This is a genomic window from Acidobacteriota bacterium, assembly GCA_035529075.1.
Taxonomy (GTDB): Bacteria; Zixibacteria; MSB-5A5; order GN15; family FEB-12; genus DATKXK01.
This window is the reverse complement of the sequence record DATKXK010000014.1, coordinates 101,824-124,456: the sequence shown is the minus strand read 5'-3', so window position 1 is coordinate 124,456 and position 22,633 is coordinate 101,824. Positions and strand designations below refer to the sequence as shown.

The following is a 22,633-nucleotide window of genomic DNA, read 5'->3' as shown; positions in this document are numbered from 1 at the left end:
TGCCCTACTTCCGGCTTTTATGGTTCTCATACTTTTCGTACGCCCGGATTATATTCTGCACGAGGTGATGGCGGATAACGTCTTTTTCGCTCAGGTAGATAAATTCGATTCCGGGGATTTTCTTCAGGATCTTCTGCACCTTTACCAGGCCGGAGGCTTGCCGGTCGTTAAGATCAATCTGTGTTATGTCCCCCGTGATGACCGCCTTTGACCCCTCCCCTATCCGCGTCAGGAACATTTTCATCTGTGCGCTGGTCGTATTCTGGGCTTCGTCGAGCACCACGAACGCTTCGTTGAGTGTCCGGCCGCGCATGAAGGCCAGCGGTGCGATCTCCACGACTCCCATCTCGAGCAACTTGCGAATTTTGTCCGGCTGGAGCATGTCGTACAGGGCGTCGTAGATGGGGCGCAGGTACGGATCGACCTTGGCCCGGATGTCGCCCGGAAGGAAGCCGAGCGATTCGCCTGCTTCCACGGCCGGACGCGTGAAGACGATGCGATTGACGCGCTTGGCCTTCAATTCCGCCACCGCCACCGCCACCGCGAGGTACGTCTTGCCGGTCCCGGCCGGCCCGATGGCAAAGACGATGTCGTTCTTGTCGACTGCCTCCACGTACCGGCTCTGTCCCACGGTCTTCGGCCGGATCACCTTCCTGAGAGAGTTGGTCAGCAGCGCCTCGGTGGAGATTTGCTCGGCCGGGCCGGCGCCGCTCTCACGGACCATGGTGATCGCATAGTTCACGTACTGCGCGGTGATGATGTCCCCCTGTTTGATCCGCGTGGTCAGGTCACTGAACACGCGGAGAATCTGCTCGACCTCGCCAGGCTCTCCGTCAATCTGAATGACGTCGCCCCGGGCCACGATCCGGGCCAGGAAGTTCGATTCGATCAGCCTCAGGAGGCTCGCGCTCTGGCCGAACAGCAGCCGCGGATCGATTCCTTCAATGCTGAAAGTAGCGCTCTTTCTCTTTTCTACGTCGGGACTCACCGCTCACCGATCCCCGCCGCATCGCCCCCCTTGACGATCAGACCGAGCTCCTGAAGTTGCTCCGGGTCAATGGGGGCGGGGCAATTATCCATCAGCGAAGTGGCGTTGGTCGTCTTGGGAAAGGCAATGACGTCACGAATATTGGCGGTGCCGGCCATCAGGCAGACCAGCCGGTCAAGACCCAGCGCAATACCGGCATGCGGCGGGGCACCGTACTGCAAGGCTCGCAGGAGAAAGCCGAACATTCGCTCGGCCCGCTGACGGTCTATGCCCAGTATCTCAAGGACCTTTTCCTGGAGTTCGCGTCGGTTGATGCGCTGGCCTCCCGAGCCGATCTCCCAGCCGTTGACTACCAGGTCGTACTGCAATGCCTTGACCCGGCGCCAGGGATGACCGGGATCGGCCACCGCTATGGCGCTGCCGAATCCCTCGTCAATGAGCGACACGTGTTCCTCGAGGGGATGCGAAACGATATTGTGCATGGCGGCCAAACGGCCGCTCTCTTCGTCAAACTCAAACAGCGGAAAATCCGTTACCCAGAGAAACCGGTAGACGTCCGGGGGAATCAGTCCCTGCTGCCGCGCCAGGTGAAGGCGCAACTGCCCAAGGATTTTTTCAGTCGCCCCCGGTTTGTCCGAGACGATAAACAGGGCGTCCCCTTTCCCGGCCTTCGCCCGCTGGCACAACCCGTCCTTGACCGAGTCGCCGATAAATTTCAGGATCGGCGATCTGTCTCCCGATTCGTCACGAAGAACCCAGGCCAGCCCGCCGGCCCCGAATGCCTTCGCCTTCTCGCTGACCTCATCGAGCTGCTTGCGCGAAAGCGCCGCCCCGCCGGGAAGGACGATGCCCTTGACCACTCCGCCTGACCCGACGTTCTCGGCAAAAACGCGAAATCCGCAGTCTCGCACGTCATCAGACAGGTCGACAATCTCCATGCCGAAGCGAAGGTCCGGTTTGTCGACCCCCCACCGCGACATGACCTCATCATAGGTCAGCCTCGGAAAAGGCGATTCGACACTGACGTTTAGCACGGCCTTGAAAAGGTACGTCATCAGCTCTTCAATGACCGCAAACACGTCCTCGGGAGTGACGAACGACATTTCCATGTCGATCTGCGTATGCTCCGGCTGGCGGTCGGAGCGGAGGTCCTCGTCCCGAAGGCAGCGGGCGATCTGAAAGTACCTGTCGAAACCGGCGATCATCAGAATCTGCTTGAGCAACTGCGGCGACTGGGGCAAAGCGTAAAATCTGCCCTTGTAAATACGGCTCGGGACAACGTAATCGCGGGCGCCCTCGGGAGTCGAACGTATCAACATCGGCGTTTCTATCTCGCGAAAACCGACCGAACTCATGTGGTTTCGCACCGCCAGGGTTACGTCGTGCCGGAGTTTCAGATTGTCCTGCAGAGGCTTGCGTCGAAGGTCAAGGTAGCGGAATTCGAAACGGAGCTGCTCGCTGGCGTGCGGATCGTCAACGATCTCAAACGGCGGTGTCTCGGACTCGGAGAGGATATGATATTCTTCGGCCGCCACCTCGATTGCGCCGGTGTCCAGCTTCGGGTTGACACTGCCGTCCGGCCGCTCGCGGACCACCCCCCTGACGGCGACGACAAACTCAGCCCGGGAACGTTCAGCAGCCCGATGCATGTCCGGGGCGATGGACTCGGGATTCACGACGATCTGCGTCAGGCCGTACGTGTCACGGAGATCGATAAATAACACGCCGCCCAGGTTACGGTAGCCGTGTACCCAGCCGTTGAGGCAGACTCTCCGGCCGACGTGAGTCGGCCTGATTTCACCGCATGTATGGGTTCGCTTAAGCTCCGAAAATGGGGGCACCCAGTCCTCCATTAATCCGTCTATCTTATTGTATTATCGGCAATTCCCTCTGCCGGTTAAGAGCCAAGGGCCGCCTGGTTCCGGCCAAAAGTACGCTTTTTGAAACGGGAAGTCAATAGGATGCCGGGCCCGGCCACGGCAGACCCCGCCAGCCTGACCACACCAGTATAGTGTGCGTTCCTTCAGGATGAATCAGTCTCGCACGGTGGGCTGTCCCTGGCTTTGGCCACCGGAAGCGGACCGGCCGACCGCACGGCCGGTGATCGTCGCGCGGCGCGCGAATTCCATTCTCGTCGCATGCGCCGATTAGCGCCCTGACGTGCAATCAGGCGATGATGCAAGGATTCGATCCGATCGCTCTCCTTGACAAATCGCACCGGGTCTGCCTATAATTGGCTCAATTTGCATGGTCAAGCACCGATACATTTAGAATATGAATCTCTCGCGCTACCTGACAGAGAACGCAGTCAAGCTCGAAATGACCACCGTCATCGAAGCACCCGATGACGGGATGCCGGTGGAGAAATGGCGGCAGCGCGGCAAGGAACTGATCATCAAGGAACTCGTCGACCTTCTGGAAGGCGCATACCGCATCGGCAACCGGACAAAGCTCGTCACCGATTTTATCAACCGGGAGAGGAAAGCGACTACCGGTATCGGAAAAGGTGTGGCCGTCCCGCACATCCGCTCGATGCAAGCCAAAGATTTCATGCTGGGATTCGCGCGGTCTGGGGACGGGTACGATTTCGGGGCCACGGACAGCCAGCCGACCCATCTGTTTTTTGTCATGGCGGCGCCGCCTTATGATGACAGCCTGTACCTCAAGGCGTTCAGGGCGCTCGCCGAAATGCTGCAGTATGACTCCTTTCGGCAGGAACTGATGACGATTAAGTCGCCCGGCGAGGTCATCCGGGCGATGCGGGGAGCGGAGTAGGCGCCTCGACCGACACGCCCGCACAGCCGGGCGGCAAGAAAATCTCGAAAAACATCATAAAGCATTGAACATTGCGGGGCGGGCGCTCGTCTGAGAGACTGGACATTCAATGGCGCCTGTATGGCGGCCATGAGCAAGGGACGCCAAAGAAAAGTGGATCATCTGCTTTTCTAAAGTGCAACGGGTTCCTCCTGTCAGACTGGCACTGACTTCCCTGTCCTGTTAATGTCCCTTTGCCTACACGAGCCACTCGCGTTTACGCGGGTGGCTCGACTTCATGTGCATAGATTAAAGAATCGTACGAGGGCCGCTGTCCCTTGTCCCTCTAGACGCCTGCCGCTGTGACCGGGGACCTGCGGGGCAGATTACTGCCTCGGGCGGCGTTGAGCGTACCAGACACCGGCCAGAACCAGCAATCCGCCGGCAGCCGTAAACCGGCCAAAAGACTCCCCGAGGTAAGGCACGGCCAGGGCCGTGGTGGCAACCGGTATCAGGTACAGGAAAATCCCCGCTTCTGCGGCCCCCAACCTGGCTACGCCCTCCTGCCAGAACCAGTGAGCCAGGGCCGTACCGAACAGACCGAGAAACAGCAGCGCTATTATGGCCTCGGTCGACAGGTGCATGAACCTGGACCAGTCGGAGGTGAAGAGCATGATGCCAAGGACCAGGACGGCCGCCGGCAACAGAACGGCAACCGTCACGGCCAGTGGGTCGGAGGATCGGGAGACCTCCCGGGTAGCGATGGTGTAAAGCGCCCATGTGTGCGCCGACGCCATGATGAGCCAGTCTCCCGTTGAAGACAGCCAGCCGAGGTCGACCAGCTTGCCGCGGGAGACAAGCAGGAGTATCCCGACCGTGGCAATCACGATTCCCGCCATGGCGTTGCGGGATATCCGCTCGCGGAGGATAAGAAACGCCATCACTGCCATTACCAGCGGCGTCACGGAAATAATCCAGCCCGTGTTGGTCGCGGAGGTGTAGTTCAGCCCCGAAATCTGGATGAAGAAGTGAGCCGTGATAACGGCCGATCCAATAAGCAAACGGCGCCAATGGATATGAATATCCGGCTTGACCCCCCTGATCGATATTAAGATCAGCAGCACCGGCAGAGCAATCAGGAACCGAAGGCCCATCAGTTCGAAAGGGGTCACGAACTCAAGACAAATCTTGGTGGCTATGAACGTCCATCCCCAGATGACCACCGTAAAGAAGAGCAGCACCCGTGCCAGAATCATGCGTCGTGCTCCACGAGTTTTGTTCTTCCATAGCGCTGGGCGACACATACGCCAAGAGAGATCAGCAGGGCGCCGACCAGCAACCAGACCGTTATCGGTTCACTCAGAAGCATCCAGGCCCCCACCATCGTAATCAGAGGCTCAACGTACAGCCAGACCCCCACCTCGGCCGCCGGCTGCCGCTTAAGCCCCTCCGACCAGAGCCAGAACGCGAAGGCCAGACAAAAGACGCCGAGAAAGGCCAGGCTGACGGCCGTGGTCGTCTGCACGCCGACGAACTTGCCCGGGCCGGTCACGACCAGCGTGTACGGCACGAACACCAGACCGGCGATGCCGGTCATGTAGAAGGTCGCCACCAAGGGGTTCACTTTGGCCGTGATTTCCCTCGTGGCCACAGTGTAAAACGCCCACGTCACACACGAGCCGAGCACGATCACGTCACCCCGTGAGTTGATCCACCCGAGATTCACGGAATCACCGTTGTATACGAGCGCAAACACGCCGCTGCAGGCAAGAAGCAGACCGGCCCACTGGAAGGTGTTGAAACTCTCTTTCAGGTACACCCACGAAAGACCGGCTATGAATATCGGAGCGGTGGTCAGAATCCATGCCGTGTTGGAAGCCGACGTCTCCTTCATACCGACGGCCATGACCCAGAAGTGAAGGAATACGATCCCGGCGGCCACGATAAGTCTGCCCTTCATCCGAACCGGCCACACCCGCAGCCCTTTCGCCCGGATTATCAGGTAGAGCGTCGGCGCCGCCAGCAGAAAGCGTACGGATATCATTTCGACCGGTTCCAGCTCCCGCAAGACGACTTTTATGGCGATGTACGAAAAGCCCCAGAAGACAACCGGGAGCAGGAGGAAGACGGACGACCAGTTCATCCCGCCAGTAAACAGCACCACCGTCCGATTCGCAACTTCAATCCAGGGCCGGCCGCCCGGCCGAAGGCTCAGCGAAAAAGGCCCGCCGACAGTCGTCAGCGCGCCTTGATATCCGGTCCTGCCGCCCGCCAGATCTTTGCCGCCGGGCAGACCGGCGGTGACTCATCCCGTATCTAACCCGGGCGGAGCCGCCCGTCCTCAATCGCCCGACATATCGCGCCGGTGGAGGCTGTCCATGTACATCTGGAGATACCGATTCTCCACCTCGGTGGCTTCCGTCTGTACCTGAATGATATCCCCCAGCGAGACCAGACCGACCAGACGCTCCCCTTCGACAATGGGGACGTGGCGTATCCAGTTCTTGTCCATGATCCCGGCGATGTACGTGATCTCATCTTCGAGCAACCCGATAATCAGGTCGGCCGTCATCACGTCGCCGACCTTCAGCGAGTGGTAGTCCCCCTTTGTTTCGTAGACCTTCTTGAAGATGTCCTTGTCGCTGATAATACCGACGAGCTTGCCTTCATTGTCGACCACCGGCAGACACCCGATCCTGTTGCTGATGAGTAGATCCATCGCCTCATCAATCGCGGCGATGGCACCGATAGTAATGATCTTCCTTGGCTTGCGATCCAGGAGGGTTTTTACGAGCATATTCAAACCTTTCTGCAAATGACGATTCGAATGGTTCCCTGGCGACTGACTGCCGGAAAGATGCCTCCCCGTATGTTCTTGTCCGGAGACTACTTTACCAGACAGCGACCAGACAGGCAAAGGTTTTCAGCGAACCCTTTGTCGCCCGGCCGCATTCTTGCGGAAAGAAGGCCTGTAAAGAGAGTACGGCCGTGAAGACCTTGCCGCAACCAACATAAGTAAGATCGTACCCGTTGTCAATCGTTTGTCGGTGGGACACGATCAGACTCCGAAGCGTCCCGAAGCCCCGGAATTCACCCAACTATGGCGCAAGCCGAGCAGCCGACATCAGACCGCCGGCCGACGCCAGGGTCACTGACCCGGTCTTACCAGCTCCCCATCAACTTTAGCACGCCCACAATCAACAGGGCGATGATAATCACCGGGAGCACCAGCGACGCCAGGCCGGCCACAAGCCCGATGACGACGCCAAACACGCCGGCGATTGCTCCCACGCCCGCTGCAACCGTGCTGACGGCTACCGCCGTCACACCGCCTGCCGTACCGAGGAGCAGGCCGCATCCGCTGCTGCCCAGGATAAATGCGAGGAGCACTACAATGAAGATTATAAGGATCGCTCTTGCCATATGACTGTTTCTCCCCACGGGTCCCGTACGATCGGCCGGTCGGAAGTCGACCGGCATAGATTGTATACTAAACGTTACGGGTAACCGGACGCCCGGGTTGCATCAAGCGACGGGGCATTGAAACCAGACGAGCCCGCCGGCATTGCCGGCGGGCTCCAGGTTTGTGTGCACCCACCTCCGAGCCGCTCACGAATGATCCGGCGGACAGCCAGCTCGGACCGGGCTGACCCGCAACACGCGCCAGGGACTCCTTACCGCTGCTACCTTCCGGTCCTGACGGGTTTCAGAGGCTCGCGCTGCACGGGACCCGGGCGTCAACACCGCTTGCCCGGCGGGGTCAAACGGTCGCTAAACCCTCGGGTGGGAATTCAACCCCGGTATAGCGGATTCCGGGTTACAGGGCACCGCTAACTCCCCATCTAGCACATGGCTTTGCCGCCCCCGAGGACCGGAGGCGGCATCTCGATTTTTGTGGAGCAGATCGGGATCGAACCGACGACCTCTACGTTGCGAACGTAGCGCTCTCCCAACTGAGCTACTGCCCCGTACTTATGCCGGTCCCGAGTCAGGCCGGCCTCATCTCCAATTTTCGGGCTTATACAATAACACAACGGGCAGCAACCGCCAAGTGGTTTTTCAATTTCAGGATCTGTGAGCATCCGCGCCCGGCTGCCTAAAACACAATCCCTGCCCGGATCAAAAGCAGCGGCCCGATTATTATATCGACCTCGCCATTGGATCCCGTCGGCGTATACCAGACAGCCACTTCTGAAAGCAGGCCCAGACGGCTATCCGGGGCGACCAGCAATTCCATGCCGGCCCGGATTGCCAGGTAGTTCGAGCCTGTTAATCGCTCGGGGTTTCGTACGAAGCCGAACCCGACTGCCACCCCCGGTCGCAGGGCCACGCGACCGCCGGCGGGCGCCAGCAGCATCTTAAGGCCGGCGCTGATATCGATCAGCGTGTTGCCGGAAACGCAGGCTCCCGGCCCAACGTGGATATCCCACGACATATGGTGAAAATCAACGGCGAACCCGTAGTGAAACCCGCGACCCATCGGGAAGTCAAAGAAGGCACCGAACGAATATGTGCCCCTGGTTTCGTGCTCAACACCGTCGATCTTTACCGTACCGGGAGCCAGCCAGCCAACTTTGAGGCCGGCGAGCCGCTCGTCGGCTTCTATCTCAACGGCGTTGCTCCCGGGTGCCAACACCCATGCGTGCGCAATCAGGCAGAGAATCAGCAGGCGACCCGGTCCAAGGGCGCCGTTGTAGAGGAGCGGCAGTTTCATAGAACTACGCCAAATCGCAACATCCACATGGGACCCGCTGTGACCACGGCACCAGCATTGCCCCCGTCAACAGCCCACAGCCACCCAACTTCCCCCAGCACGCCGTGCCCGCTGGCGCTCAGGAGGGCCAATTCGCCGAACAGGCGAAAGGTCAGGTAATGCGTTGCATCAACGATTACAGCGTTATTGACCTGAATCTCTTTCATTATCCCGTATCCAAACCCGCTGGCAGCCCTGAACACCAGCCGGCCGTCCGGGGTGGCGAATCTCCGGCTCACGTGAGCACCGAACTCCAGGAGCATCTCGTTGGCATCGGGTGCAACCTGGCTCTTGACATCAGAAATGTCAATCGAGATTCCGAGTGACATCGCGGACCGGGACCAGACATCGCCAAAAACGCCGAGGCTGTAACTCTCCTCCGTATTAAGCGTGGTTTCGGAGTTGCTGTTGATCGGCTTGATTCTGACCTCGCCCCATCCGATCATCCCGACCTTGAAGCCGACGTATCCCCGGCGGCGTGTAGACTTCTCCTGGCCGAGGGCGTCGCATGGAGACGAAGACACCAGAAAAAGTGCGCCCAGGCCGGCCAGGCACAAAGTGCGTGCTGTTGCTGTCATCTTGATACCTCCCCCTTGTTTGAAAGCCACGTTCAGAAGTCAATAAGGGGCAAAAGACGAGCACTGTCAAACACCAATTGGTGTTCAGCGAACGGCCCGCCCCGCCGGGGACTCGCAGAATATCAGAGCACGTAGCCGAGGCGCAGCAGCACCGCCGGCCCGATCGATACGTCAAGTTTGCTGTTGCCCCCGACGGGCGCGTGGAACACCCCCAATTCGATTATCCATGCACGCTGCTTGGGCAGGAGAAAGTGAAGCTGCACGAGGACCTTAATCGTCAGGTAGCTGGTGGCGTCCATGAACGTGATATTGGCCAGATGACCCAAGCCGAACGCGATCACCGGTCTGAGCAGCATGCGAGCCCGCGGGAATTCGTACGCGTACGCGACCGGCAGGGAGACGTCCAGAAGAAACTGCTGCTGGCCGGCGGCCTCGATGTTATGCCCGTCAATCCAGATACCGGAGTAGGCGTGACGCGTGAACGGGACCTCCCAGAACAGTCCCAGGGAGAGATCAATCATGGACTGAAGGTTGCGTTCCGCCCCATAATCAATGGTGGCCCGGCCGATGATACCCGCCCTGATCCCCACCAGTCCTTTGCTTTTCGGGGCGTAAGGCAAAACGGCGAGGACACTGACAGACGAGAGTAATATGACAGCGCTGATCGCGGCTGTTATCCTCCTGGCGCTGTCCATCTCGACTCCGAAGCGATCCGTACCTGATAGTCCTCATCGCTATGACGACTGCTGAAGCCCCTTTGTCAACAAGGAACTAGCTGCCCGTGCGGCAAAGTGTCGTCAAAATATGATTCCCCCCGAAGGTGTTTTTCAGTATATTCCGGCACCATGAGCTACCTGGTATTTGCCCGGAAGTACCGTCCGCAGACGTTCGAGTCCGTTGTGGCACAAGAACATGTCACCCGCACCCTGCGCAACGCGCTGAAGAACGACCGCATCGGCTCAGCCTACCTCTTCTGCGGACCGCGCGGGACGGGCAAGACGACGGTGGCCCGTATCCTGGCCAAGGCCACAAACTGCGTCAACGGTCCCACCGAAACGCCGTGCGGGGAGTGCCCCGCCTGCGTCGAGATCACCGCCGGTTCATCGCTGGACGTCCTGGAAATCGACGCGGCTTCGAACACGGGCGTCGACGACATCAGAACGCTCCGCGAGAACGTCCGGTACCTCCCGACCGGCGGCAAGAAACGGATTTACATAATCGACGAAGTCCATCGCCTCTCCGGCTCGGCTTTCGATGCTTTGCTCAAAACGCTCGAAGAGCCGCCGCCGCACGTGATATTCGTGTTCGCCACGACCGAACCGCTGAAAGTGCCGGAGACAATCCTTTCGCGCACACAGCGATTCGACTTCCGGCGCGTCTCGGTGGACGACCTGGCGTCGCACCTGAAAAGTATCGCCCGGCAGGAAAACCTCCGCGTCGACGAGGCGTCGCTGAACCTGCTGGCGCGCAAGGCTGACGGTTCGGTCCGCGATGCCCTGTCGCTTCTCGACCAGATTGCCGCCTTCGCCGGTGACAACATCTCGGAAATCGACGTTGTCAGCGCCCTGGGCCTGGTGGACCGCAGGTTTCTGTTCAAATTCGTGACGTCCGTGGCAAAGGCGGACAAGGCCGAAGCCCTGCACCTGATCAAGGAGCTCTTTGAGGGCGGCGTAGACGTCGGCGATTTCGTGGCTGAACTGCTGGACCACCTGCGGTCCTTGCTGGTGCTGGCCACCGACGAGAACGCGGCCGAGCTGCTGAACCTGCCGGACGCGGAATTGAACGAGTATAAGACCCAGGCGGTGGACTTCACGGTGGGAGATGTCCTGCGCCTGATGAAGATGGTCGCTGACCTCAATGCCGACCTCAGATCCGGTCTGGACCAGCGTCTGCTTCTCGAAATCACGGCCGTGAAGATGGCTGAACTGGAATCAACGGTGCGACTGGAAGAAGTGCTGGCCCGAATCTCGTCGGACGCGGAAGCGCCGGGGGCCGCCCCGGCCGAGGATACCGGTCAACCCGATATATTCGCCGAACCTTCTCAAAAAAAAAATCCCTTAGGTCGAGCGGCTGGACAGCCGCCCGTCCCGGATGAGACCCGGCCGACCGCCGATCCGTCCGCCTACTCCCGGTCGATCAATCTTGCGCAGGTGAAGGCCGGCTGGGAGAATTTCCTGGCCTACCTGCGAAACGACAACCGGATGCTGGCATCCCAGTTGAGCATGGCCGTTATCCGTTCAGTTCAGGATAATGAGCTGGTCCTTGTCTTTTCCGGGGCCGTGGAACCGTCACTGCAACTGGTCAGCAAGCCGGAGAACAGCGGCCTGATTACCAGGCTGCTGCGAGAGCACTACAAGGCCAACCTGCGCCTTACGGTTGAGAGGGACCGCAACAACTCGCAACCTGCCGGGGATCACGACGAGGGCCCGTCCGCCGGGATCAACTCCGGGGACCTGGTCAAGCGATCCCCGCGTCTGAAGAAACTGTTGAAACTGGTCGATGGTGAAATCATAGGTGTAAAAAAAATACAGTAGCGTTCAAAATGGCAAGCAGAGGAGCATATCTATGACAAAGGGCGGTCTGGGCGACATGATGAAACAGGTCCAGAAGATGCAGAGCAAGATGGCCCAGGTGCAGGCCGAGCTCGAAGCCGCAGAGGTGGAGGCCTCCGCCGGCGGCGGCATGGTGAAAGTGACCGTGAATGGCAAGAACGAAATCCTGTCGATGTCCATCGACCCGGAGGTTGTGAACAAGGACGATGTCGAAATGCTCCAGGACCTCATCATGGCAGCCGTCAACCAGGCGCGTGAAAAGGTACAGGAACTGCAAGCTGAACAGATGTCGGCTCTGACGGGCGGCATCAAAATCCCGGGCATAAGCCTTCCCTTTTGAGATGCGCCTGAACCATGTTTGACTCCGCGGGATCCGTAGAACGGCTCGTCAACTGGCTGTCCCGCCTGCCCGGTATCGGGCGCAAGTCGGCCGTCAGGCTGGCCTTCTATATCCTCAAGCTGTCGCGGGAGGAGGCCTGCGAACTGGCTGACCTCATCCGCGAGGTCAAGGACAAGGTCAGTTTCTGCTCCGTCTGCAACAACGTCTCCGAGACCGACCCGTGCCGCGTGTGCACCGACGCCAATCGAAACAGGAGCGTCATCTGCGTGGTGGAGGAGGCAACCGACGCCGCCGCCATGGACAAAGTCGAGGGGTACAACGGCCTGTTTCACGTGCTCGGGGGGCGGCTGTCCCCGCTCGACGGCATAGGCCCCGACGATCTCAAGATCGAGGGACTGATAACCCGCCTCAAGGACGGGGTCACGGAAATCATCCTCGCCACCAACCCGAACGTCGAAGGGGAAGCCACGGCCGCGTATCTTTCCGGATTGATTAAGCCCATGAGCGTCAAAGTAACGAGAATCGCGCGGGGCTTGCCGGTCGGGTCCGACCTCGAGTACGCCGATTCGGTCACTCTGTCACGAGCCCTCGACGGCCGCCAGGAACTATAGAGAACGACATGACTTCACGCTCCGTTCACACCCTGGGTCTCGTTCTGCTGGCCGTAGTCATGCTTGCGTGGTACTCGGGGCACGCCTTCCTCGCCGGATTGTTCGAGAACAACTGGTCGTTCAGTCACTGGGGGTACCTGCCCGGGTGGTACGGCTACCTGTGGCTGGTCCTTCTGGCGGCGGCCATGTTGCTCGTATGGAGATTCGCCGCGCGCCTCGGCAGCGCCCTTACCTCCGGGCGCGTCGTCGTCATCGGCCTGATCGTGCTCTTTGTCCTGTTTGTTCTGTTCCGTTTCGATTCCATCGTGTACGGCGGCGGAAACCTCCGCGTGGCCCAGATATCACAGGTTCCCAGGATCATGTTTCGCTGGTTCGAATTCGGCGCCGTGGGTCTGGCTGCGGCCGTCTACAAAGTGATCCTGCCGTTTGCGGCCAGAGCCGACACGGCGGCAGGAATAGCCTGGCGCATCATCTCCTTCGGAGCGGCCGCGGCATCACTCGTGGGAGCTGCCCGGATCGTGTCGGAACTGACCGAAGACCGCGCCCGTCGTTTCTTCTGGTTTGTCATCCTTCTCTTTGGACCGCAGACGATACTGTATCTCGGTTTCGTGGGCGTGGAGCCGCTGATCGTGGCGGTAACCATCTGGTTCTGTCTGCTGGCCGTGCGTCTGGAACGGCAATTCCGTCCCGGCCGGCTGGCGGCCTTGTGGGGAATCGTACTGGGCGGGATTATCATTCACTATACCCTTGCCTTCCTGGTCCCGGCCGCCGTCTACCTGACTATCGCGACTCCCGGCCGGCAGAAAGCGCGATCCCACCTGGCCTTCCTGTTCTCGGCGGTCGCCTACGTGGCTCTGGTCGTCCTGCTGTATCGCCAGGCGCACAATTCACTGGAATTCTCGGCCTTTATCCTGTTCCCGGTGGCCGGGCCGCCTCACACCGACTACGGTCTCTTCTCACCGAGGAGGATCGGGGATATCTTTCAGTTGTTCTTTCTGTTTGCCCCTCTTGCGATAGTCATGAAGCTCGTTGCCTTTGCGTCGCGAGTCTGGATGAAGCCGGGCCCGGCCGGCATGGCGGCATGGCTCACGGCCGTGGCCGGGGTTACCGTGGTTTTTGTTCTTAACCCGGTCGACTCCATTGTCGTTGACGCCCCGCGACTGGTCGCCTACCTGACCCCGTTCTCGTTCCTGTTTGTCCTTGTCCTCAGCCGGCTGAACAATGACAGCATGAGGTCGCTGCGGCTCACGTCCGCGCTGGCCGTCGCCTGCGTTTGGTTACCGCTTGCCTACGCGCCGGCGTACACGGCGATTGACCGGGCGGCGCCGTACGCGGAAGACTATTTTGACAAGCACGATGCCTTTCACCGTATCGGCGGTTATGCCTTTCGTGACGCCTACTTCTACAACCGGGACTTCACCAAGGCCGACAAGTGGGAAGTGGACCTGCCGATAAAATCCCCCGATATCCTGAACCTCCGCGGGTGCACGGAACTCGCGGCCGCGGGAAAGGTTAACGACGCGCTGCCCATCCTGCATCGCATTATCGCCAGGCATCCATACTGGCTCGAGCCGAGGGAGATAACGGCGGCCGTTCTGTTAAACGATGGTCAGCCGGACCTGGCCAAACCCCAGATTGACACCTGCCTGATGCTGGCCCCGTACCGCAAGAACTGTCACTCGAATCTGTACACCTACTATCGTAATACGGGGCGTGTGCGCGAAGCGTTCGCGGCCATGGAGAGGGCGCTGCGGATCTTTCCGAACGACAAGGACATTCTTGTCGACCACATGTTCCTGGCCAGCCGCACCGGTCAAGTTGACCTGGCCGACTCTGCGGCCTCCCGGCTGCTCGCCATGGATTCGACCCTGGCCCAGCCGTACCTGGTGAAGGGGAACCTTGCCGAGCGCAGAGGAGAGTTCAGGCGTGCGACCGAATGCTATGAAAGGTTCGTCGTTCTTGCCCCCGGGGACCCCCTGGCACCTTTGGTGATGGAGCGGCTGGAGGAACTCAATCAGCGACTCGACGAGAACTAGCCCGGGACGCGCGGAAGGCCAGGCGCGACAGGCCGTCCAGAGCGGCTACCTTGTACGCCTCGGTCAGGGTCGGGTAGTTGAACACCGTATCGACAAAGTAATCGATGGTGCCGCCGTAAGTCATCACCGCCTGGCCGATGTGGATTAGCTCGTTAGCCCGCTCACCTATGATATGCACGCCCAGCAGGCGGCCTGCATCAATGTCAAAGATCAGCTTGAGCAGACCATCGTGATCGTTGATGATCTGGCCGCGGGCCAGCTCAAAGTATCGGGCCGTGCCCACCTCGTACTCGTGCCCTTGGGCGGCCAGCGATTCCTCGGTCTCGCCCAGAATGGCGACCTCGGGAATTGTCCAGATCCCGAAAGGCAGGAGGTTGTTCAAACAGGCAATGTCGTCCGACCTGAAGGCGTGCACTGCCGCAAGACGCCCCTGGTCCATCGACACGGAAGCCAGTGACGGGAACCCGATGACGTCACCGACCGCAAAAACGTTCGGCACCGCCGTCTGGTACTTCTCGTTGACCTTGATAAGACCCAGGTCGTCCGTCCGTATCCCCAGCCCCTCGAGCCCGAGGGCTTCAGTGTTGCCGCACCGACCGGCAGCGTACAGCAGGCGGTCGGCGACTATTCGGCGGCCGGCTCTCGTCAGCGTGACAACCTCGTCGCCCTCCACCGAGATCTTCTCAGAGACGTCCGCGAGCACAAAGGACACACCGTACTTGCGCATAAGGTACATCAGGGCATCGCCGAGTTCGTGATCCAAAAACGACAACAGGCGCGTTCGCAGATCCACGATCGTGACCTTGACGCCGATATGCGAGAAGATCGAGGCGTACTCGCAGCCGATGACGCCCCCGCCGATGATCGTGAGTCGGTCGGGGATGCGGTCGAGGTCTATAATCGACTCCGCGTCGTATATATACGGGCCGTCAAAGTCGATATCAGGCGGTCGATATGATCGGGTGCCGGTAGAGATGATGATGGCTTCTCCGGTCAGGCTGCGGGTGCCGCCGTTGCGGCCGTGCACGAGAACCGTATGTGGATCGACGATTTCCCCGGTGCCGTGAATGACCTCAATGCGGTGGCGGGCCATATTCTGCGCGATAACGTCCAGCTCCTGCTGGACCACCTGCCCTTTACGATACATCAACTCCCGGACGGTGAGATCTGTTCTCATTGCCGCCGCGAGGCCGTAAACCGAGCGCTGCCGCAACCCGGACATGTAGACAACGGTTTCCCTGAGGGTCTTCGACGGAATGGTTCCGGTGTGCAGGCAGACGCCCCCCTGCACCGATTCCCGCTCGACAATGGCCACCGACCTGTGCATCTTGGCAGCCTGTATAGCCGCCTTCTCACCGGCCGGCCCCGATCCGATGACGATGAGATCGAAGTCTCGCTGGACCATGCGTCGTTATTCTCCCGCTCGTCCTGGTAAAAAACAGCCCGGCGGAGTGCCGGACAACCGGATTGTCAATCGGCAGTGTCCTGGCGGTCGGAAACGGCGACGGGCTCTCCCGGCAGGTCTTCCGGCCGCCCCAACTTCTCCAGGTTCAGCCGAATCTGTCGCAATTCGGATCGGGACTTCTCGAGAGCAGCCGTCAGCGACCGAAGTGAAGCCTCCATACGCTCGTGAAGCCGTTCCAGGCGAACCGACGTTTCCGTGAGTTCGTTAATGCCTGTAACCAGCCAGCGGTTGCCGCGCTCGACGGAAGCCTGGGCCAGGCTCACCTCGGAGTAAACGGCAGCCACGGAGGCGAGAAAGCCGTAGAAGTGTCCCGGAGAACTGGGAATGATTTTCTTCGACAGGGCGTATTCAAACGCCGAGCCGTCCTTGTCGGCGATAAGCTGATAGTAAACGGCCTCGGCCGGGATATACATGACGGCGAAATCCGTCGTCTGCTCGCCCGGCTTGAGATACCGGGAGGCAATGGCGTCCACGTGCTTTTTCAGCGTCCGCGTAAACTCTCTCCGGGCGCCAGCGTCGTCCGGTTGCGCTACCAGCCGTTCATAGGATTCCAGCGGGAACTTGGCGTCGACCGGCAGGAGCCTGTCCCCCAACCTTACCACCGCGTCGACGCGCAGACCGTCGGGGAACCGGTACTGTGTCTCGTAGAGGGAGCGGGGAAGAATCTGCCCCAGCAGGTTCTCGAGCATCAGCTCGCCCACTCTGCCGCGGGATCGCGGCGGTCGCAACAATTCGGAGAGCATCTGGACGTTCTTGCCGACGGAGGCAATGCCGGCTGCCTGCTCGGTAAGTTGGCCGAGCTTGTTTTCGATTTCGCCGAAAGTGGACATGCGCCTGTCGATGGCGCTGGCGCCTTCGGCGAGTCGTTCGTTGACGATTCGGTTGGCCGAATCAATAGATTCGCGCAGCGCCGTCAGTGATTCGGCCTGCCGGCCGATCAACTCAGCCTTCAGCAGTTGCATCGCGGTGTCAACGCGGGACGTGTCCGCCGTGCGCGAAAGGCGGCTCACGCGCGCGATCAGCCACAGGGCCAGAGCCAGATTGAGCAGGACAACGGCAACGATTACGAGGCTGGTGATCTCCATGCCTGCTCCCAGCGGCCTATTCCGGCAGCAACACGCAGTCCCCCCGGGCCGGCATCCGGCCGTCCACGAGGTCCCTCCGGAATTTTACGGCAATGGTGCGGGACTCGCGGTCAAAGTACTCCTCTGACGGGGATATTCCCCAGATGTACTTGGCCAGAAGTCTGTTGGTGGCGTAGTCGTACAGCCCGGCTTCGTTCTCATCGAAACGTACGGCGTACCGGTAACCTTCAAAAGGACGGCGATCGTCAAATTGCTCCGTAAACAGAACCGACGGCTTCCCGTCCAGCCGCTTATCATGGCTGAAAAGCAGGCTGCCCTTCACCGGCTCTTCCCCGGCTCCAGCAAAGACGCACCCGAACCATTCACCGTTCCGGTCGACGCTGAACCGCTCGCCGCTGACGACACCGCGGCCGCGGGCGACTCTTCCGGGCAGGGCGGCCGCCCGGGTGATCAGGTTTTGATCGATGTAGCGCTCGAATTCCGCTTTCAGTTCCTCCCAGTCGCCGACCCCCGCAGCGCCGGCAATTGTCTCCTGAACCTGTTCGGTGGTCAGTGCCGAGAGAGTCTTGAAATCTCCGGAAAGCGCCAGGTAGAGGTCAAGAAAGTTGTCCTGTCCCATCCTGTCGATAAGGAAGAACGCGAACACACCCACCATCGGGTAGGCAATGTCGGCACCGGTGTGCGCTTGAAAGCCCTGCAACGTGAGGATGGAATCCAGTTCGATCAGTTTTTCCCGGTGCAGAAAGACGCCCAGGTCCATGAGTGCCTCTGCATTCTTTCCCCACCGGCCTCCGTATGCCACGGCCACTCCCTCGGCGACGACGGGCAGCGTATACAACGGCAACCGCTGCAGTTTGATGTTTACGAGCAGGTGAACGAGTTCATGCAGGTGCGGGAAGCTGGCGGAGATGATATCGTTGGAGGCCTTGTCGAGCACGCCGCGCGTGGCCTGGCCGGTTATCGTCGCCACTCCCTGGTCGGATGAACAGTAAAAGAACTCTATCTTTTTGTCCTCGATCCGCCTGAGATCGTCCCCCGAAAGATGCAGCGTTCCGGCCAGGCCCTCCACCAGACGGTCGGCTTCCTCGAGGACAGCCTGGTGAATGAACTCCTGCCTGTCCGGATGGACGTGGACACGGAAGTATCGCGACTGGACAATCGGCCAGTCCTCGGCATAGTAATCCTGCGGGTAGCAGAACCACTGCCAGTCGCCGTCGGCTCTGGTGTAGTAGAAATGTTCCACCAGTTGGTCATCGATGACCTGCGAGTAGTGAAGCCTGAAGTAGCGGTCGCCGGGCAGACTCTCCACGTTTTTGGCCGCCGGCATCATATAGTTGGTCATGACCGCGAGATCCTGAACAATGGGAGACACGCAGTCGATTTTCAGCGGGATCCCCGTGTACTCGATGTCGAAGCGGCCCGCGCGCTCCTGTGCCTCGGGTGTCCACATGAGACGCGCGGTCTCGAAGTTCCCCGAGGACAGCACGTCAAAATAGTCGACAATAACGGTCAGCGAAAGATTGCTGCGGGCGGATGCCGAAAGCGCCGTCACGATGCCGAGGGCGAGATATATCGCGGAGCGTAGAAGTGACTTCATCATATTCCTGTGCCGTTCCCTTCGTAGCCGATTCGTCAGATCAATAATACATTCTTATACCGTCAAAGTCCAGCCGCGATAAAAAAAGGCCCCGATCCTGCCGGGGCCTTTGCAATCTGGCCGAATCCGTTAGAAGGCAAAGCCGACGGAAAACCGCTGCGCGGAATTCAGCCGCCCGAAGTCCTGCCAGGAATAGTCGATTACGAGCGAAGCATCCGAGCCGACCGAGGTTCGCAAGCCGCCGCCGAAGGAGAGTGTTTCCTCCTCGTAGTTCAGCTTGTAGCCGCCGCGCAGGAAGAACTTCTCGGCGAAACCGTACTCCGCGCCGATGCCGCCCTGCTGATTGTTGTCGTTAGGGTGCTTCATCTCGGCCGAGACGGTCAGAACGGAGTTCTGAGCCATCTCGAGGTCGTAGGCAACACCGACCCGAAACACGAGGGGCAAGTCGTAAGGCGTTGTCTTCAGTTGAGCGTCAAACGGATCGTTGGCACCGTCACCCAGCAGTTCGTCGTAGCGCACGTCGGGCCCGGAAAACTGCAGTTCCGGTCCCATGTTGGAGATGCTCATGCCCAGACGCAGCGAGCGGAAGCCCGTGTACAGAAGGGTTCCGAAGTCAAAGGCGAAGCCTCTCGATTCCTCCAGGTAGATCTTTTCGCCGACGTACTTGAAGGAGGCGCCGAAGGCGAACTTGTTGGTCAGGTGACGCGCGAAAGAGACTCCGATGGCATAGGAACCGGCGTCGTAGCGCTCCCCCGTACCCTCGGGCATATCCGCCCGCGTGACCTCCTGTTCGTCCATCGACAGCACCGTCGCCGAGGCGCCGAAGACACCGACGTCCTCGAAGTTCTTGGCGATGGCCACATAGTTCAGGTCGACGTCGAGGATCCAGTTGACGTTGGTAAAGCTGACGGCGGCGTTTTCAATCTCAGCCAGGCCGGCCGGGTTCCAGTACATCGCGTACACGTCGTTGGCACAAGCCACCGAGGCCTCCCCCATCGCCTGGTACCGGGAGCCGACACCGATCTTGAGAAACTGCGCTCCGGCGGAACCAACCTTCGACTGTTCAGCGGAGGCTGTCCCCACCAGGGCGAACACCAGCAGAAAAACGACTATTTTTTTCACGCTCCAGCCTCCTTTACTTGATGACGGCGAACCGTCCCAAATGCTCGCCATACGGCGAGTCCAGGTGATAGATGTAAATCCCCGACGCGACCTGCTGCCGGTCCTGCGAAAGCAGATCCCAGCGCGCCGTGCCGGAAACACCTTCATGCTCTATGGTCTTGATGAGGTCTCCGGACAACGAGTAAATCCGGATGGTGCACTTGTCCGGGATATTCTGGAACTCCAGAACGGGCTCCGCGCCCGAAAGCTCAATCTTGGACCAGTTGTGCACAAGGTACGGATCCGGCACAACCCTGATGTCGTTCAGGGAGGCTTTGGCCGTCGCAACGCTGATGCCGTCAACCTTGAAGGTAAAAGCGTCGGCGGGGCTGTTCAGCGGACTACCCTCGATTGTGAACACGTCTCCGACGGCCGGATTGTAGACGGTAGTGTCGAAGCCGAACATCCAGTTGAAATAGTACGGCCAGGCGGTGACGAACGGATCCTCCATTGGGTCGTACGGATAGTTTACGACAATCAGCAGGTCCCGGGGATCCCAGGCACCGTCGAGCCCGAAATCGTACACGACCAGCGACACGCGCTGGTCAGTGGTGGTGTTCCAGACCTCAAACGGCACCGACCAGGCCGTACCCTGGCCGAGCGTGTCGTTGAACGCGCTGGCCACCGTCGAGTTACCGGTGTACCGGAATTCATACGTGGACCGGTAGTGCTCGCAGCCGAAATACACGCCGTAGAAGTACTCAATGACCACCCCGTAGAATGCTCCCGGGTCGGCCACCAGGGTTGCCTCGGCGCCGCCCAACTCCGTCTGTTCCATGTTCAACGGGACCCGGTCGGCGTCGCGGACGACCACTCGCAGACCCTCGGCAACCTCGTACAGGCCGGGGTCACCCTCAGAGCGGGTCTGATTGGCCAGGACGGTGTCTCCCGTGGTCACGTTGATCAGATGCCAGTAAGTACGTGCAGGAGTATCCTCAAACACGACCCTGTAGTCGGCTCCCAGCAGGGCATTCCGGTCGAATACGGTCGGGATAACGTTGCCTGCCGACGGCGAAACGACCCCGGAGTATTCGTGTGCCACCGTACCGGCGGCCTCGTAGAACCCGGCCGGGTCGTCGCGCGGCGTGACGGCCACCACGTTGGGCACTCCGCCGGCGACACCGAACCCGGATTGCAGCCAGTCAACGCCCAGGTCAATAGCCCCGGTGTCATAGGCCACGAGCGTATACCAGTATTCAATGCCGTTGAACAGGTCGGTGTCGATGTAGCTGTGCTGAATCGGATCGCCGGGGGTGCTGACCCAGTAGTCGCCGATGGCCTCATAGTCGACCGCCAGGCAGTTGTTATCGAGGTCCTCGACCACTTCGCCCCAGGTTCTCCCCTGGTTGTCGCTGCGGTAGAGTTTGTAGCCTCGGAAATCGTTTTCGCCCGACAGCGGGTCGGTGCCGAATTCCGCCGTGTCGTCCCATTTCAGGTAGACCTTCTGGTCACTGGCCTCGACGGTCAGTGTCGGCGTTGGCGGCGGTTCGGGACCGACGAAGTAGTTGTCATATAACTGCTGGGCAAGCTCCGCGTTGTCCCGGAACTCGAGACTGTCCTCACCGGCCACCAGCGCGTACACGACCCGAACGGTCTTGCCGGCCTCCAGCGAGATACCGCGAGTGCACTGGATATAGTACTGATCGGTAGGCGGCAGTTGCGGGTCAAAACCGGCCGAGTCAAGAAAGCGGAAACGACCTTCATCGGTCTCCGGCACCAGGCCCCAGTCGCCGGTTCTGAAACCGGTCATACCGATGTCGTCCGGCGTCTCGAGATATTTCGTGCCCATGATGCCGGTCTCGGTTTGCCAGCCTTCATCATAGCTGTCGTAGTCGTAGGTCCAGGCGAGGTTGGCGGCCGAGTCGTAGGCCACCAGGTCATGGAGGCGTCCGTTCTCGCCCGTACCGTCGGGACCGCCGACGTCAAGATCGACGTAGAGTCCGAAAGCAAAGTCGGTGTAGTCGATCGCCGAGGTGTTCGCAATGTCGAGGATCACGAAAACGAAATCCTCGTTGTAGCAGTAGTTCCACTGCAAGACGGTGTGGGTCATCTCGAGGCCCATCAGCGAGGAACCGCCGGACGCGTCATTGAAGCGATAGTGCGACTCCTGCAGTGAAACGGGTCCCCCGGGGAAGAAGATCATGTCGCGCGGATTGTAGTTCTGGGTGCAGACCCAGGCCGCGGAGTCGGCGTTCCACACGCGCCACCCGTGGGCCGGGTTGCCGTTGCCCAGCCCGGTGGTGTCCTCCAGGTTGTAGTCGTAATAGCGCGTCGTGTCGGTCGACAGCAGAATCTTCTGCTGCGGAACGCTCGAGATCAGCGACGGAAGACCCTGAAAGTCATCGTAGGTGTTAGCGACCAGAGTGTCGCCGCCGGCGTCAACGGCCCCCATCCAGTACTTGATTTCACCGATGTAGTCGTGCCCGGAATTGCGCGGCCACTCGCCCGAAGGCAGTCCGTAGTATTGGCTCCCGCCGATGTACCCCCAGTTGTCGACTGTGGTAAGGATGTTACCGCGGTCGTGAATGATCTGGTCGATCGTCAGGGGCGAGGGGAAGAGAGCCAGTCCTCCGGTACCTCCGGTACTGCCGGTGTCGACCCGCGGGGGCCTGGCCGAGATCGGCTTGGCGCTCACCGGCGCGGCCTGCAACAGGACTGCCACCACCAGCCCGAGCGCCACCAAATATGTCATCATGCTCCTTTTCATACTTCC

The 22,633-nt window shown here is 60.1% G+C and carries 19 protein-coding genes, 1 tRNA gene and 1 other RNA gene; 5 read left to right on the top strand and 16 right to left on the bottom strand.

The annotated features are described in order from the left end of the window. Window positions 1-4: 4 nt before the first annotated feature. Window positions 5-988, bottom strand: coding sequence for a PhoH family protein (locus VMY05_08135; GenBank protein HUV31037.1), 984 nt, complete (start codon window positions 986-988; stop codon window positions 5-7). Continuing rightward, entirely contained in the window at window positions 985-2,829 is a 1,845-nt protein-coding gene (gene aspS / locus VMY05_08130) for an aspartate--tRNA ligase (protein HUV31036.1), read from the bottom strand. The genes VMY05_08135 and aspS overlap by 4 nt, the downstream gene beginning before the upstream one ends. A 433-nt stretch (window positions 2,830-3,262) precedes the next feature. On the opposite strand from aspS, the gene VMY05_08125 reads away from it, so the two are divergent. Next, complete coding sequence (locus VMY05_08125) at window positions 3,263-3,763, top strand: PTS sugar transporter subunit IIA (protein ID HUV31035.1); 501 nt, start codon at window positions 3,263-3,265, stop codon at window positions 3,761-3,763. Window positions 3,764-4,128: 365 nt separating this feature from the next. On the opposite strand, the gene VMY05_08120 is transcribed toward VMY05_08125, so the two are convergent. The 9 genes from VMY05_08120 to VMY05_08080 form a co-directional block, all read right to left on the bottom strand. Then, window positions 4,129-4,998, bottom strand: coding sequence for a DMT family transporter (locus tag VMY05_08120; protein HUV31034.1), 870 nt, complete (start codon window positions 4,996-4,998; stop codon window positions 4,129-4,131). Beyond that, the gene (locus VMY05_08115; protein HUV31033.1) at window positions 4,995-5,906 is read right to left on the bottom strand and encodes an EamA family transporter; all 912 of its coding nucleotides are present in this window, start codon (window positions 5,904-5,906) and stop codon (window positions 4,995-4,997) included. Before VMY05_08115 ends, VMY05_08120 begins: the two co-directional genes overlap by 4 nt. Window positions 5,907-6,083: 177 nt before the next feature. Then, window positions 6,084-6,539 (bottom strand): CBS domain-containing protein, encoded by a 456-nt coding sequence (locus VMY05_08110; protein ID HUV31032.1) that lies wholly within the window; start codon window positions 6,537-6,539, stop codon window positions 6,084-6,086. A gap of 365 nt (window positions 6,540-6,904) precedes the next feature. Next, window positions 6,905-7,165 carry a hypothetical protein gene (locus VMY05_08105; GenBank protein HUV31031.1) on the bottom strand — a complete coding sequence of 87 codons (261 nt, stop codon included), beginning with the start codon at window positions 7,163-7,165 and terminating at the stop codon, window positions 6,905-6,907. 163 nt (window positions 7,166-7,328) lie between these two features. Next, an RNA gene (gene ffs, locus VMY05_08100) (signal recognition particle sRNA large type) lies at window positions 7,329-7,593 on the bottom strand. A 44-nt stretch (window positions 7,594-7,637) separates the two neighbouring features. Then, window positions 7,638-7,710, bottom strand: a tRNA-Ala gene (locus VMY05_08095). Window positions 7,711-7,838: 128 nt separating this feature from the next. Then, window positions 7,839-8,456, bottom strand: a complete 618-nt coding sequence (locus tag VMY05_08090; protein HUV31030.1) for a hypothetical protein — start codon at window positions 8,454-8,456, stop codon at window positions 7,839-7,841. Continuing rightward, on the bottom strand, window positions 8,453-9,073 hold the full coding sequence (locus tag VMY05_08085; protein HUV31029.1) for a hypothetical protein: 621 nt from the start codon (window positions 9,071-9,073) through the stop codon (window positions 8,453-8,455). Before VMY05_08085 ends, VMY05_08090 begins: the two co-directional genes overlap by 4 nt. 122 nt (window positions 9,074-9,195) lie before the next feature. Next, entirely contained in the window at window positions 9,196-9,768 is a 573-nt protein-coding gene (locus tag VMY05_08080) for a hypothetical protein (GenBank protein HUV31028.1), read from the bottom strand. A 150-nt stretch (window positions 9,769-9,918) separates the two neighbouring features. On the opposite strand from VMY05_08080, the gene dnaX reads away from it, so the two are divergent. The 4 genes from dnaX to VMY05_08060 are packed head-to-tail and all read left to right on the top strand — an operon-like array spanning window position 9,919 to window position 14,612. After that, complete coding sequence (gene dnaX / locus VMY05_08075) at window positions 9,919-11,607, top strand: DNA polymerase III subunit gamma/tau (protein HUV31027.1); 1,689 nt, start codon at window positions 9,919-9,921, stop codon at window positions 11,605-11,607. Between the two features lie 31 nt (window positions 11,608-11,638). Further along, window positions 11,639-11,965, top strand: a complete 327-nt coding sequence (locus VMY05_08070) for a YbaB/EbfC family nucleoid-associated protein (protein HUV31026.1) — start codon at window positions 11,639-11,641, stop codon at window positions 11,963-11,965. 14 nt (window positions 11,966-11,979) lie between these two features. Beyond that, window positions 11,980-12,576 (top strand): recombination mediator RecR, encoded by a 597-nt coding sequence (recR, locus tag VMY05_08065; protein HUV31025.1) that lies wholly within the window; start codon window positions 11,980-11,982, stop codon window positions 12,574-12,576. Window positions 12,577-12,584: 8 nt separating this feature from the next. Further along, the gene (locus VMY05_08060; GenBank protein HUV31024.1) at window positions 12,585-14,612 is read left to right on the top strand and encodes a hypothetical protein; all 2,028 of its coding nucleotides are present in this window, start codon (window positions 12,585-12,587) and stop codon (window positions 14,610-14,612) included. On the opposite strand, the gene sthA is transcribed toward VMY05_08060, so the two are convergent. From sthA to VMY05_08035, 5 genes are all read right to left on the bottom strand, one after another. After that, the gene (gene sthA, locus VMY05_08055; GenBank protein HUV31023.1) at window positions 14,587-16,017 is read right to left on the bottom strand and encodes a Si-specific NAD(P)(+) transhydrogenase; all 1,431 of its coding nucleotides are present in this window, start codon (window positions 16,015-16,017) and stop codon (window positions 14,587-14,589) included. The genes VMY05_08060 and sthA overlap by 26 nt on opposite strands. Window positions 16,018-16,082: 65 nt before the next feature. Next, window positions 16,083-17,162 carry a DNA recombination protein RmuC gene (locus VMY05_08050; protein HUV31022.1) on the bottom strand — a complete coding sequence of 360 codons (1,080 nt, stop codon included), beginning with the start codon at window positions 17,160-17,162 and terminating at the stop codon, window positions 16,083-16,085. Between the two features lie 16 nt (window positions 17,163-17,178). After that, window positions 17,179-18,759 carry a hypothetical protein gene (locus tag VMY05_08045; GenBank protein ID HUV31021.1) on the bottom strand — a complete coding sequence of 527 codons (1,581 nt, stop codon included), beginning with the start codon at window positions 18,757-18,759 and terminating at the stop codon, window positions 17,179-17,181. A gap of 129 nt (window positions 18,760-18,888) precedes the next feature. After that, window positions 18,889-19,881, bottom strand: a complete 993-nt coding sequence (locus tag VMY05_08040; GenBank protein ID HUV31020.1) for a PorV/PorQ family protein — start codon at window positions 19,879-19,881, stop codon at window positions 18,889-18,891. A gap of 13 nt (window positions 19,882-19,894) precedes the next feature. Further along, the gene (locus tag VMY05_08035) at window positions 19,895-22,627 is read right to left on the bottom strand and encodes a hypothetical protein (protein HUV31019.1); all 2,733 of its coding nucleotides are present in this window, start codon (window positions 22,625-22,627) and stop codon (window positions 19,895-19,897) included. Window positions 22,628-22,633: the final 6 nt, after the last annotated feature.